The following is a 14014-nucleotide window of genomic DNA, read 5'->3' as shown; positions in this document are numbered from 1 at the left end:
ATCACCTCGAATAAGATTGATCCACATTTTTCCTAAGATTTACAACGACCAACGAAAATATTATCGTGATCATTCCCAAAATCTGCTGAACTTTGACTGTTTCGTTTCTGAAGAGAACCCCTGCTATCACAGAAATGACAGTGGTTAAGTTCGAAAACAAAGTAGTTACGATGGGTGAGACTTTGTTTATCATGTAGTTGAGAAGGAAGAAAGCAACGGTAGATGAAAGTATCCCAAGATAAAGGGCTCCAACAATTACAGATACGTTGAAAACAAACGAAAAATCTCCTTCGACAAATCGCAAAAGATTGAAGAACACGGCACCCGCCATCATCATGAAAAATGTGATCTCACTTGGAGCGAATTCTTTGGAAAGTTTTCTCGAAAGGATACTGTACATTGCACCAGAGAAAACCGCAAGTAGCATATAAACCTTCCCGATGACATTGCCTGGTGTGATGTTGACTCCAACAATCAAAGTTACCCCTAGAAAACCGAGTCCAACAAGAAGATAATGAACAAAGTCACCTTTTTCCTTCAAAAGAAAAATCGCCAGAACGTTGACGACGATGGGGATGAAGGCGATTATCATACCCGCTTCGGAAGAATTTATTCTTTGGATACCGAAAGTTTCGAACAAAAAATAGAGGACAGGTTGGAAAAGAACGAGTTTCCACAACTTCCAATAGGGCTTCCTTTTGAGTTTTATAACACCGAAAAGAAGTAATACGATGTATGACAAAAAAGCAACGGTGAAACGGTACGACAGGAAATTCAACGGTGACACAAAATCAAGAGCGTTCTTTGTGAACAGAAATGAGAAGCCAAATATGAGAGAATTTAGAAGGCCGGCTATCACAACTCTCGCTGTCATAACACACCTCCGTTCGAGTGGTATACTGCTTTCAAGAAGGGGGTGTAAACATGCTGAAAAAGATCCTCAGCCTGGTATCTTCATCGCTCGCTGCTATACCCATTGTTCTCCCGATCATTCTTTCAATTATAATTTTGATATTTCGAGGGAAGATCGTGTACGATTTTTTGATGCCCGCAGAACTTTTTCCTTTTACATTAGCAGGGGCTCTCAGCATGATCATTTTGGGATCCATATCTCAAAAGAGAGTGAAAAAACTCATCGTATTGCTTGTGTTGAGCCTTTTGAACCTCGTAATATCACAAGTGTATGCAAATTTTTCAGGACTCGCGCATGGAGAGTCTTCCATAAGGGATCACCTTTTCATGGTTGTCATGTTTATCTTTTTCTACCATTTATTTGCTCTTTTGATCATGCTAGAATGTTTTTCCTTAACAAAAGAAATCTGGCAAGAATGATTTCATATAATATATGATACTCCTTGTACTTTCTACGTCACGGATGTGGTTATAATAGTTAACAGATTCGAAGATAGGAAAGGCCGGTGATCACCTCATGAAAGAGTACTTAGAATATCTCAGAGTAGTGAAAAAGAGAAGCGAACGAACTTTGTATCAGTATCACTCCATTTTAAAAGAATTCAGTAAATTTGAACCTGTCACTCCAGAAACTTGGAGAGAATATCTACATTCCATATCTATGAACTCTCCAGCAACTCAAAGAAACAAACTAGTTGTGGTGAAAAACTATCTGAACTGGAAAGTCGACAGAGGGATGATGAATGTAGAGAATCGCTTCTGGAATGAGGCGGAGCCACCGAAACATCATGTTCTTCCCAAAGCAATAGAGATTGAAGAGGTTCGCAAAATCATAGAGATATGTGATCATCCCATGTACAAGGCTATTTTTAAAATCTTGGCCAACACGGGAATGAGAATTTCAGAATTGATCAATCTAGAAAAAGAAGATATCTCATTAAACGATTCTGCGCGAATAAGAATAAAAGGAAAAGGAAACAAAGAACGGATAATAAACGTCACCAAGGACTTGATAGAAGAACTTATAAATTCAGGTTTTTTCGAAAAAAAACCATCTGTCCGATCGATTCAGAGAGCAGTACGAAGATACGCTCGTAAAGCAGGGATAAAAAAGAAGGTAACTCCTCATGTATTCAGACACTCCTTCGCTGTGGCTCTAATCGAGCGTGGAGTTCCCTTGAACAAGATACAAGCTCTCCTCGGACACGCCAACATCTCCACAACCTCCATATATCTAAAGATAGCCAGCGAGGGAATAGAAATCCCCAAAATTGTTTAATAGCTTATATTGATCATTTACATAAATTTTTTTGTATGGAATGCTTAATTTTATACTATCTAAGATTTTCAATATACATTTTATTTTGTTGTAAAATCTTTCCTAATATAACTTAGTATCTTTTATTTACACAAGATATATTTGTAAACTAATATTACCCATAAGTTACTAAAAAATTTCGTGTATTATTCACCAATTGCCCTGTTAAGTTTTCCACTTATAAACCCTTCAAGATCCAGGACTACAAAGGAAAAACCTATCTCTCGCAACTTGGATACAATCTTTTCTCTTAGCTCGATAGTTCGTTTTATTTCGTTTGTCTCTACAACTGCGGTTTTGTAAGGGAAGAACCTCACCCTAATCTCTAAAAATCCAAGATCTCTTAAATAATCTTCCGCTGTTTCCACCATTTTTACTTTCTTCCTATCGAGGCCAAGACCGTAAGGAAAACGTGAGCACAAACATGCCATAGCAGGTTTATCCCACGTGGGAAGACCCAATTCTTTCGAAATATGTCTGATTTCTTCCTTTGTGACTTCAAATTCAATAAACGGATGCCAAATACCATCTTCAGTGGATGCTTTTAAACCAGGCCTATAATCTTTGAGATCGGAGAAGTTCAAGCCGTCTGCTACATATTCAAAGCCGTTTTCTTCGGCCCATTTTTTCACAACTGAATCTCTGAGTTTTCGACAAATGTAACATCTATCCGGCGGATTTTCTATCAAATGTCTGCTTTTGAGTTCATTCAATTTTATTATTTCGTGTTTTATTCTAATGAATTTCGCTAGTTTCTTTGCTTCCTCTATCTCTCTTCGTGGTATAACGGGCGAATCTATAGTTAAAGCTATCGCCTCACCCTTCAGGGCCTCATAAGCCAATTTTGCCAGTAATGTACTGTCCACACCACCCGAAAACATTACAACGAGTCTTTTTTTATTCTTTATTGACTCCAGAATCTCTTGCACTTTTTCCACCTTGAACACCCCTTATTTTCCTCAAAATCCTCACGGCTGCCGCTGCTGCTCCGACTGTATTACCTATGTTCACTACAAGAAGACCCGCTACACACGATTGAAGCATTGTGGTAAGAGCCCCTATCCCGTTTCCTCCAAAACCGTAACCAACAGGTGTGGGAACTGCTATCACGGGAAGATCTGTAGCGGAAGCAATTAAAGATGGAAGGACCCCCTCCATTCCTGCAAAAACGATTAGAAGATCTGAGTCTTTAGTCCTTTTAAGTGCGTAGAATGGTCTGTGCATCCCTGCTACTCCCGCATCGTAACTCTTCTTCACCAAAACGCCTAGTTCTTCCAATATGAGGGAGGTTTCCTCTGCAAAAGGAACATCGGAGGTTCCGGCAGTGATCACACCCACCGTTCCAATCGTTTTCTCCAAACTGTTTTTTTCTTTCTTTATCACAAGAAGTCTTCCAGCTTCCTTAATATGATGATTCCCAAATCTACTTTTTATAGCGTTTTTTTTCTCATCGTCCACATTTGAAACAAAGGCAATTCCTTTCTTCTCCAAAAATTTTCCCACTGCTGAAAGTACATGGTCGACGGTTTTTCCTGCGGCAAAGATAACCTCCGGGAAACCTTGTCTTTTGTCTCTTTCCAGATCTAAAAAGAGTTCCTCTGTTTTTTCATAGAATCTTCTCAAAATCACCTGTTCTGTCTCGCTCAACGAAATTTTCCCTTCTAAGAAAGAACGCAGTACATCCTCAAACATTTCTTCGACCCTCCAACACCTTTTTGTAAACAGTGGAATAAATCTCTTTCAAAGGAATTCCTCTTTCCTGAGCAATTTGTTTGCAAGCTTCATACTCGGGAGCGATATTCACGATCTCGGAATCGAAACTCGCTACCTTTACCGGTATCTTACCGTACTCGGTCTCCACAACTTTCATTTCACGAAGCGCTTCTATTTTCTCTGGATAAAAGACACGAGCGCCAATACTTGTGCTTTCTTTGAAAAGAAGTTTCAATATATCGTCTTTCTTTTCCACAGAGCAAAGGACAGAAACTTTTATGGCGGGTCGGTTCTTCTTCATATACACGGATGTGTAAAAAACATCTTTGGCTCCAGCATCAAAGAGTCTTTCCATTAAATATCCAAAAAATTGAGGATTCATATCGTCAATATTGGTTTCTATTAGAACGTCTTTTCCTTTCCCTGTGTCTTCAACGTACCCCAAATATCCTCTAAGGACATTGGGTATCTCAAGATCCATAGTCCCTGCTCCATAACCAATTTTTTCAATCTTTAAAAGAGGAGTATGAAATTCATTGACTAATGTTTTCAATATAACTGCTCCCGTTGGAGTGACAAGTTCTGCGCGTACTTTTTGATCCATGTAAACTGGTATGCCTTTTAAGAGTTCCGCTGTGGCAGGTGCGGGAACAGGATACCTTCCGTGTTCCGTCATAACGAAACCACTTCCAACGTTCACCGTACCACATAACACTTCGTCCACACCGAGATGTTTCAAACCAGCAACTGCCCCCGCTATCTCCACAACGGCATCTAAAGCTCCTACCTCGTGAAAATGTACCTTCTCCCTTGGGAGACCGTGTACTTTACTTTCAGCTTCCGCAAGCGCCTCAAACATTTCTGTTGCTTTTTCTCTGAGAGGACTGTCGAGCCTACTCAAAATTTCTAGAATGTCCGAGAGATGCTTTCCGTGATGGTGATGATTATGAATCAGGTGATCCTCATGATGTTCCTTCCCCGGGAAAATTACAGTAACTTTCGTAGCGGTTATTCCTTTTTTGTTGACTTTCTTCACCTCAAAATCGAAATCCACTTCCATTTTCGAAAGATCCCTTTTCAGGTGTTCAAGATCCACACCGAGATCCACAAGCAAACCGAGAAACATATCACCCGCTATACCAGAAAAAGGATCGAGATACAAAATTTTCTTCATCCAATCCCTCCCTCCGGGAAAAAAATCAATGAGTATATACTAATTCTATCACCTAACTAAGTAACATCTGGATTAAAATGAACCATTCCAGTAACGTGAGGGTACAAAATATACGTTGTAGAACTCTCAAAAGGGGGTCTCAAGAAATGCGTTGGGAAGAGGTTGAACCCGTGGTGAAGGAACTCTTGGAGATGCCTATAAATTCATCAGAGGAGTTCAGAAGCTTTATCAACAGGGTAACGAATTTCTTCGATAATGTGAGAGAAGAGGCTGGATGGCTTTACATCAAAATGACTGTGAATGCAGACAAAGAGGAATATGCAAAAGCGTACGAAGAATTCCAAAAAAATGTCATTGCACGACTGAAACCTTACGAACAAAAAATAAAAGAAAAAATAGTAGAAAACGAACGATTTGCTCCACGAGGTTACGAGTACATGGTGAAAATTCTCAGGAACGACGTGGAGCTCTTCAGAGAGGAAAATGTTCCTCTACAGGTGAAGGAAGCGATCATGGCGAAAAACTACGGAACTCTTGTTGGAAACATCGAGGTGGAATTCAGAGGTGAGAAAAAGACTGTACAACAACTCTCTGTTTATTTAAAGGATCCTGATAGATCCACGAGAGAACTAGCTTGGCGGAAAAGGTACGAGGGAATATGGGAAGTGAGAGATAGATTGAACCATCTTTTCGATGAACTCAAAGAGTTAAGACATCAACAAGCTTTGTATGCTGGTTTTTCCAATTACAGAGATTATATGCACAAATTGAAAGGGAGATTCGAATATTCTCCAGAAGACCTGTACGAATTCCATGAAGCTGTCGAAAAAGAAGTCATACCGTATCTGGTGGAAAGAACAAAGATCAGACAGAAAAAACTCGGAGTAGACAGCGTCAAACCTTGGGACACCGTTGTAGATGTGGATGGAAAAGTTTTGAAACCATTCTCTTCTATTGATGAGTTCGTTCAAAAGACTGAAAAAGCTCTTTCAAAATTGAACTCTCTTTTTGCGGAGAGACTTCGGATCATGAAAGAAAAAGGATTGTTGGACCTAGAGAACAGAAAAGGTAAAGCTCCAGGCGGTTACAACCATACACTTCCAAAGACAGGGGCACCGTTCATTTTCATGAACGCGGTAGGTCAAACTGCCGATGTGAGAACTCTATTTCACGAGCTTGGTCACTCAATGCATTCTTTTGAAACATTGAGTTTACCAGTTTTCTACAGACCACATAGAATGGAAGTTGCAGAGCTCGCTTCGATGTCGATGGAGTTGATATCGATGAAGTACTGGGACGAATTTTATGAAGATGGTGATTTGAAAAAAGCGAAAATAGAGGAACTCGAGGGGACTCTTTATTTCCTGCCCTGGTGCATGACCGTTGATGCTTTTCAACATTGGATTTACACCAACCCCAACCACACTTCAAAGGAAAGGGAAGAATACTTCGCCTATCTTATGGACAGGTTCAACCCTGGCGTCGATTGGGAAGGATTAGATGAGGAGAAGAAAACACGGTGGTTGTTCCAGCTTCATATTTTCGAGGTTCCGTTTTATTACATCGAATACGGTATAGCCCAGATAGGAGCCCTTGCAATCTACAGAAATTACTTAGAAAATCCGGAAAAAACCTTGGAGGATTATCAGAAATTCTTGGCGATGGGATGTTCCGCTCCGATAGATGAAGTGTACAAAACAGCAGGTATAGAACTCAATTTCTCCAGAGATTATTTGAAAAACATCGTAGATTTCGTGGCGGGAGAAATCGAAAAATTGGAAAAAGATATGTGAGAAAATCAAAGCCCGACCGTTCGGTCGTGCTTTATATTCACTCTATCTTGAACCTTTTCACCCTTTCAGAGAGTATTTGAGCAATGTTTGAAAGTCTTTCAGCAATACTTATAATACTTTGATTTGCGTCCGCTTGCTGCTTCAAAGCTCTGTCCATCTCTTCCATCTGTTCTGCTATCGTTGTCACCGATTTTGCGGCTGTATCTGCAGCACTGCTCATTTCCTCTGCTGCTGCGCTCAACTCTTGAGAGCTTGCTGCCAGGTTTTCTATCATTCCACTAATTTCTCCAACTTCTCTCAGGATGTTCGCAAGCTCATCGACTACCTTCTTAGATTGTTCGGTTGTTTTCACCACGTTATCGATTGTTTTCTGCATTTCTTCATTTGCTTCCACGGCTCCTTTCTGTACTTCCGAAAGTATCTGAGATATTCTCACTGTTGCATCCTTACTTTCTTCCGCTAGTTTTCTTATTTCATCAGCTACTACCGCGAATCCCCTACCTGCTTCTCCAGCCCTTGCTGCCTCTATCGCTGCGTTCAGGGCAAGCAAGTTCGTCTGCTCTGCTATAGAACTTATCACTTCCACTACCTGATTGATGTTTTCAGCACTCTTCAACAAATCTTCCATGACTTTTTGGGTGCTTGTAGCACTTTCTTGAATCTGAGATACCATATCAGATATGATCTTCACCGCTTCGTCACCTTTACTCGCCGCTTCTCTCACCGATCCTGCTTTTTCATCTATAGTTTGTGCAGCATTGGAAACGTTCTGTGCACTGGCCGCTACCTCTTCGGCTCCACTTGAGAGTTCCTCTATTGATGCAGAAGCACTTTGAGCAGCTTGGTTTATTCCCTCCATCTGCGACGATAACTCTTCTGCGGTAGCTCCTACCTCCTCAGTGGTCGACATGAGAGTTTCAACCGCTTCCGAAATCGTCTTTGAACTGTCTACAATGTTCCTGACTATGGTACTCAACTCATCAGCCATATGATCTAAGTTCTCCGCAAGTCTTTCGAATTCTTCAGCAGTGTACTCGGTGGATATTCTGTAAGTCAGATCCCCCTGTGTCACTTTTTCGACAGATTCCAGTATTCGCACAAACGGTTTCACCAAAATATTGTACATGAGCAAACTTGCAAGGATCACACCTACGCCGGTCAAAATCACTATGAGGATCAGAGATTGTTTTAAAAACACGCTCTTCGCACTTGAAATTATCTTATTCACAGCAGTTTTAGGAGTTCCGACGAGCAGAGCACCTATGATATTTCCCTTTTCGTCCAAAACAGGTTCGTAGCATACTATGTACCTGGTACCGTAAAATTCTGCTTCTCCAATGTATCTTTTCTTCTGTAAAATGGACTTGTATGCTGGATTATCTTTCTCAAGGTAGACAGTGGCCCTGCCATCTTCACGGATGGAAGTAGCAATTCCCACGAATCTTTCCCCACTCTTTTTGAAAATCGTTGCAATCACATTCATGTGCTGACTGATCTTGTCCACAACATCCGTTCTACCTTCAACGAGTCTACCGTTCTCATCCACAAGCTGCGAATTCTGAAGTTTCAAAGAACCGTATTCTTGCTTGATATACTCTTTTAAAACCTCCATAGCACCAGTGATTTTGTCTGAGTACATGTTTTCCGTAACATCCGCTAAAACGTTCTGAGTACTTTGCGCTGCAAAGAAGTAGAACAAAACAGTTGGAGCGGCGATCAAACAAACACTGAACACCACCACATACCACCTCAGGGACAGCTTCTTCTTCATCTCTTTCACCTCCTTTTCGATATCGGGTGGTTTCTATAACCTCATAGTTTACCTCCTCCACAGAAAAAATTTTACCTCAATGAAATGAAGTGAAGTTTAATATATCCTGGTATGAAGAATAATAAAAACTGGACGACCTCAAAAATCAGAAGGTGTTCTTTTAACAGAAGCTCACCATCCTCTTGATGCTCCTCCGCCTCCAGAAGATCCTCCCCCGAATCCTCCGGAACCACCGGAATTTCCCCTAGGACCACCAAACCCACCAGGAAATCTTGGTCCTCTGTACCAGTAACCACCTCTTCCAAGAACGGATGAAAGAATGATGAACGCTAAGACGATAATTATTATGGAAAGGCCGCTCACATCTGAATCTTTGTTGGGTAACTCTTCTGTTCCAGAAATTTCCGTGTTGTATTCTTTTGCTACCTCGTTTACAATCGCGAGATAGCCATAGTATACTCCCTTGGAGTACTCACCGTTTTTGAAATAAGGAATCACGTACTCGTCAAGGATCCTACCTGCTTTACCGTCTGGAATAGTACCTTCGAGCCCGTAACCAACTTCTATCCTCACTTTTCTATCGTTCATGGCGATAAGCATCAGAACTCCATTGTTTTTATCCCTTTGTCCTATTCCCCACTCACGAAAAAGAAGATTGGCATATTCCTCGATTGTGATTCCAGACAATGATGGTATGATTACCACAACCACCTGAGAGGTCGTTTTCTCTTCCAATTCCTTTCCAACGGCAACGATTTTTCTCACAGTGCCTTCATCGAGAACTCCAACGTAGTCGTTCACATACTTATATGGGGTAGGTTTCGGAAGATTGACAGAAAACAAAGTCAAAACAGAAGATAAAACTAGGATCGTAAGAATTCTTCTCATCAGAATTTCACCTCGGGAACCCGTTCGGCCCCTGCTTGAGCCTCAAAGTATTGCTTTTCCTCAAAACCAAACATACGAGCAAATACCACTCCTGGAAATCGTTTTATTGCTGTGTTGAATTTCTTCACCGCTTGGTTGTAATCTCTTCTTGCCACTGCTATCCTGTTCTCCGTTCCTGCGAGTTCATCCATGAGTTGTCTGAAGTTAGCATCTGCTTTCAAATTTGGGTAATTCTCTACAATAGCAAGGAGTCTTGCCAACGCGGAAGAAAGTTCTGCATCGGCTTGGGCACTTTCTTGAGGTGCTTTCGCACCGATCAGCTTAGCCCTAGCGTTGGCGATTTCCTCGAGAATTTCTTTCTCATGGGCTGCGTAACCCTTTACCGTCTCAATGAGATTCGGTATGAGATCAGCTCTCCTTTGAAGTTGATTTTGTATCTGACTGTATTTCTCCTCCACTTCTTGTTCTAGCGAAACAAGATAGTTGTAATATCCGGCAATCGTTCCTATAAGAACAACTACCATGACCAAAACGACGATTAGAACTACAAGGCTTTTCTTCACAGGAATCCCTCCTTCCTGTTTTCATTCTAACATAATACTTATTTCTACATTTTTTTTGGAGCGAAGGGCGAGTTTATCCTATTACATTTTAAAAGAGATAGAATTTAAAAGGGTTAGATGATTTTATACTCAAAAATTGACAAAAGGAGGGATCATGATGAAAGCTATTGTCACCTTTCTTATCTTTGTAACGAGTTTTGCTCTAGCGATGCACCCGTTGGACATTCTCATACGCGAGAGAGGGAAACCAGTTTTTGAAACAAAGATTGCAACTGTGACCACCGAGGGAGACGAAATATACGTTCTCAAATCCCAAGGTATGGAGTGGCAGAACATGGGATGGTTCCACAGAATTGGAATCATCATCCCATCGAAGATAACGTTTCAAGATAGAGCTTTCTTGATAATCACGGGAGGGAGCCGGAGAGAAGAAAATGAAAGTTATTACAGTTCATTCCTTGAAGATATAATGGAGTACTTATGGGTAGCTCATGCCTTCGAAGCTCCTTTTATTGTAGTAGGAGATGTGCCCAATCAGCCTATATTTGGCTTGAAGGAAGATGCGTTGATTTCCGAAACTTTCAAAATGTATCTGGAAAACCCCGATCCTTTTCTTCCGCTCCTCGTTCCTATGACTTACGGAGTGATCAAAGCCATGGATACTGTGCAAGTTTTCTTAGAAAAAGAGAAAGGATACGAAGTAAAAGGTTTCATGGTTTCTGGTGCATCAAAGAGGGGTTGGACCACATACCTTGTTTCTATATTCGACCCAAGAGTTTTTGCTATAGCACCAATGGTTTACGACAACCTGAACATACCAGCCCAAATTTCCCAGCAGAGGGCTTATTATGGAACCCCCAGTGAAAAGTTGAAAGATTACGAAAATAGAGGACTTTTTGATCTTCTCGATGATGAGCGTGTCAAAGGGCTTTTGGACATTGTGGATCCATACAGCATGCGTCTCAGACTCAATCTACCGAAGATTTTGATCCTTGGCACGAACGATGAGTATTGGACCGTCGATTCTGCAAATCTCTACGTCGACGATCTTCCAAGTGAGACATTTCTCTTCTATTCTCCGAATGACAAACATCATTTGAAAAATACTAAAGAAATCGTAGAAACTCTGTCTTCATTTTTCAAACTTTACCCAAAATTGCCGAAGGTAAATTTTGTTTACGAAGATGGAAAAATTATGGTACCAAAAACTCAGGAAGTGATATCTGCGGAGTTATGGTTTTCAAGATCGAAGAATCTGGATTTCAGAGATTCAATTTGGTTGAAAAAATCTGTGGAAGTTCACGAAGACATGTTCATTGGAACGCCTCCCGGAGAGTTTGAAGGTTACCATCTGGCTTATTTCGTGAGGATCACATTGAAAATCAACGAACTCAAGTTAATGTTGTGTAGTAAAATGATAGTACGTTGATCGTCAAAAGATCTTATAAAACACCAGCTCTCCCGAATCGGAACAGAGAATCGCAAGCTCATTTTCTGATATCTTGAAGATCTTCAAAGGGTACTTCCCCGTCTTTCTGGTCTCAACAACCTCATCATCTTTTATGAGGTATATCTCTTCTGCTTCTACAGAGAGTGCGACCAGATACGCTCCAAACTCTTCGAGGCACAACACAGGATGAGGAACATCGATTTTCCTCACATTACCGTTTTTGTCAACAACGGAGATTACAGGAGAGACGAGACTACCAATTGCTATGTCGGTTCCATAGAAAGAAAGATCGTATGCAAAGTCTGGTAGATTCCTCTTCCACACGATCTTTCCTTTGACCAATTTAACAAGCCAACCGTTCTTGTAATCAAGAACGTAATCACCACTTGCTCCTTCTAAGTAACGTAGAGGGCGAGAAAGACCCAGATAAATCGGATTCATACTGCCATAATGGAGGTAATAAACATCAGGTTCTCCTTCATTCTTCCAATAACATAAATAAGCGATTCCTTTGCTCGTGGGAGTGAAATAAGTGCTCGAAATTCCTGTCCGATACCTTTCCACGATTCTGAAACTTTGTTTGTCAATTCCTATGAGTGTTCCTTGAGAGAAAAGGGAGACATAAAAGACACCTTGATGGTAGATAAAGACAGTGGGATCTCCTCCAAGAACGATCCACCTCTTTGCTTGTCCAGAAAAAGAAAGTTCCAAGAATTTTCCTTCGAACATGTCGGTGATATACCAGTTTCCGTCAACGTACATTCCCCAAACTGGATAGGAAAATCCCGAAAAACGAGCTATTATTTTTTTTGTTTTCACATTCACCGCAACAATCGTTCCTTTTAAAGAATCAACGAGGGTGATGACACCCTCGTTGATCGTTCCTCTCATGGGATTAACTCCGAGATTTATCCTCGCTATCTCGAGGATCTTTGCCGCATTGAGTAAAATTGTCAGAGATACAAGTAACGCTGCAATTCCCAGTTTGTAACGTAGGTGCTGTATTCCTTCCAATCTTTTTCCGCTGCCTCCACGAATTTTTCAAAGATGTGTTCTCCCAACGCATCTATTATAACATCATCCTTCTTCAGTTCTTCAATAGCTTCTTTCAAGTTCCCAGGCAAGGATTCTATACTCAACTCCTTTCTTTTTTCCAACGACATGTGATATATGTTTTCCTCAACTGGAGCAGGTGGCTCAATCTTGTTGCGTATGCCGTCCAATCCAGCGGCAAGAACAGCTGCGAAGGCCAAGTAAATATTACAGGACGGATCCGGTGATCTATATTCTATCCTTGTAGCTTGCCCTCTTGCTTTTGGGATTCTGATGAGAGCACTTCTGTTCCCTACAGACCAACTAATGTAAACCGGTGCTTCGTATCCGGGAACAAGTCTTTTGTAACTGTTCACAGTTGGATTGGTAACCGCTGCAAGGGCTTTTGCGTGTTTCAAAATCCCTCCAACGAAGTATCTTAGATCATCAGAGAGTTCAAGAGGTTTGTTCGGATCATAGAAAGCGTTCTGATCTCCCTTGAAAAGACTCATGTGAACATGCATGCCGGAACCGTTGACTCCGAAGAACGGTTTAGGCATGAAAGTGGCATAATATCCATGGAAAATAGCCATGGTTTTGATCACAAGTTTGACGGTTTGAGCGTTATCAGCAGTTTTCAAGAAGTTGTCGTATTTGAAGTCGACTTCATGCTGGGAGGGTGCCACTTCATGGTGCGTAGCTTCAACGATAACCCCCATTTTTTCCAAAGCGATAGCGATATCTCTTCTGATCTCTTCGGCCTTACTCAATGGAAGAAGATCGAAGTATCCACCATGATCAAGAAACTCTGGGACGGGTTCTCCTTTTTCGCTGGTCGGGAGGATGAAAAATTCCATCTCAGGACCTGCGTACGGAGTGTAACCAAGTTCCTTGGCTTTTTCCATCATGCGTTTAAGCCTGTATCTTGGATCACCTTCAAATGGCTTCCCGTCTGGAGTATAAACATCACAAATGACTCTAGCACTTTTTGCTCCGTCGACTGTCCAAGGAAGGACTGCAAAGGTATCCAGATTCGGTTTTAGATACATGTCAGATTCCTCAATTCTCACAAAACCTTCAATTGAAGAGCCATCGAACATGATACCCTCTTCCCATGAGTTCAAAAATACTTCTGGAGTCACTTCGACGTTTTTCAGAACACCATTTATGTCTGTGAATTGTAACCTTATGAAGCGGACATTTTCTTTGTCAATGATACTCTTTACAACTTCGATATCCATGAAAACACCTCCTAACCCTAATTGACACTTGTAATCTTTGTGGTATAATTATTATCCCTAACACTGAGGAATTTTCTCGAGCCGGCTCGATGAAAAGCCAAAAAACAAATAACCTTTCTGTCCCCTGGAGACAGAAGATTTTGCTTTTGAATCTTTATG

General features: G+C 41.1%; 13 protein-coding genes. 4 read left to right on the top strand and 9 right to left on the bottom strand.

The features are described 5' to 3' along the window. Position 1 precedes the first annotated feature (1 nt). Positions 2–874: a DMT family transporter gene (locus AS005_RS00185; protein WP_101509694.1), complete on the bottom strand. Its 873-nt coding sequence runs from the start codon at positions 872–874 to the stop codon at positions 2–4. 50 nt (positions 875–924) lie between these two features. Between AS005_RS00185 and AS005_RS00180 the strand changes: the two genes are divergently transcribed. Then, positions 925–1332: a hypothetical protein gene (locus AS005_RS00180; protein ID WP_101509693.1), complete on the top strand. Its 408-nt coding sequence runs from the start codon at positions 925–927 to the stop codon at positions 1330–1332. 97 nt (positions 1333–1429) lie between these two features. Beyond that, positions 1430–2191, top strand: coding sequence for a tyrosine-type recombinase/integrase (locus AS005_RS00175; RefSeq protein ID WP_101509692.1), 762 nt, complete (start codon positions 1430–1432; stop codon positions 2189–2191). A 185-nt stretch (positions 2192–2376) separates the two neighbouring features. Here AS005_RS00175 and larE read toward each other — a convergent pair whose 3' ends face one another. From larE to larC, 3 genes are read right to left on the bottom strand one after another with little or no spacing between them, the layout of a single operon-like run. Continuing rightward, positions 2377–3168: an ATP-dependent sacrificial sulfur transferase LarE gene (gene larE, locus AS005_RS00170; RefSeq protein ID WP_101509691.1), complete on the bottom strand. Its 792-nt coding sequence runs from the start codon at positions 3166–3168 to the stop codon at positions 2377–2379. Then, positions 3128–3922: a nickel pincer cofactor biosynthesis protein LarB gene (larB, locus tag AS005_RS00165; protein ID WP_101509690.1), complete on the bottom strand. Its 795-nt coding sequence runs from the start codon at positions 3920–3922 to the stop codon at positions 3128–3130. The genes larE and larB overlap by 41 nt, the downstream gene beginning before the upstream one ends. Then, positions 3915–5117 (bottom strand): nickel pincer cofactor biosynthesis protein LarC, encoded by a 1203-nt coding sequence (gene larC / locus AS005_RS00160; protein ID WP_101509689.1) that lies wholly within the window; start codon positions 5115–5117, stop codon positions 3915–3917. The genes larB and larC overlap by 8 nt, the downstream gene beginning before the upstream one ends. Before the next feature lie 146 nt (positions 5118–5263). Here larC and AS005_RS00155 point away from each other — a divergent pair, with 146 nt between their 5' ends. After that, positions 5264–6910: a M3 family oligoendopeptidase gene (locus tag AS005_RS00155; RefSeq protein WP_101509688.1), complete on the top strand. Its 1647-nt coding sequence runs from the start codon at positions 5264–5266 to the stop codon at positions 6908–6910. A 37-nt stretch (positions 6911–6947) separates the two neighbouring features. On the opposite strand, the gene AS005_RS00150 is transcribed toward AS005_RS00155, so the two are convergent. From AS005_RS00150 to AS005_RS00140, 3 genes are all read right to left on the bottom strand, one after another. Next, the gene (locus AS005_RS00150; protein WP_101509687.1) at positions 6948–8681 is read right to left on the bottom strand and encodes a methyl-accepting chemotaxis protein; all 1734 of its coding nucleotides are present in this window, start codon (positions 8679–8681) and stop codon (positions 6948–6950) included. A gap of 171 nt (positions 8682–8852) precedes the next feature. Then, on the bottom strand, positions 8853–9569 hold the full coding sequence (locus tag AS005_RS00145) for a YgcG family protein (RefSeq protein WP_101509686.1): 717 nt from the start codon (positions 9567–9569) through the stop codon (positions 8853–8855). Beyond that, entirely contained in the window at positions 9569–10132 is a 564-nt protein-coding gene (locus AS005_RS00140) for a LemA family protein (protein ID WP_199203776.1), read from the bottom strand. Before AS005_RS00140 ends, AS005_RS00145 begins: the two co-directional genes overlap by 1 nt. A gap of 157 nt (positions 10133–10289) precedes the next feature. On the opposite strand from AS005_RS00140, the gene AS005_RS00135 reads away from it, so the two are divergent. Continuing rightward, a complete protein-coding gene (locus AS005_RS00135) occupies positions 10290–11561 on the top strand; it encodes a PhoPQ-activated pathogenicity-related family protein (protein WP_101509685.1) in 1272 nt (423 codons plus the stop codon). A 3-nt stretch (positions 11562–11564) separates the two neighbouring features. On the opposite strand, the gene AS005_RS00130 is transcribed toward AS005_RS00135, so the two are convergent. Continuing rightward, positions 11565–12596, bottom strand: coding sequence for a hypothetical protein (locus tag AS005_RS00130; RefSeq protein WP_199203775.1), 1032 nt, complete (start codon positions 12594–12596; stop codon positions 11565–11567). Beyond that, a complete protein-coding gene (glnA, locus tag AS005_RS00125) occupies positions 12536–13855 on the bottom strand; it encodes a type I glutamate--ammonia ligase (RefSeq protein ID WP_101509683.1) in 1320 nt (439 codons plus the stop codon). The genes AS005_RS00130 and glnA overlap by 61 nt, the downstream gene beginning before the upstream one ends. Positions 13856–14014: the final 159 nt, after the last annotated feature.

This window comes from Thermotoga sp. KOL6 (assembly GCF_002866025.1).
In the GTDB taxonomy this organism is placed as follows: domain Bacteria; phylum Thermotogota; class Thermotogae; order Thermotogales; family Thermotogaceae; genus Thermotoga.
The sequence above is the reverse complement of the archived record's forward strand: the minus strand, read 5'-3'. Positions and strand labels throughout refer to the sequence as shown.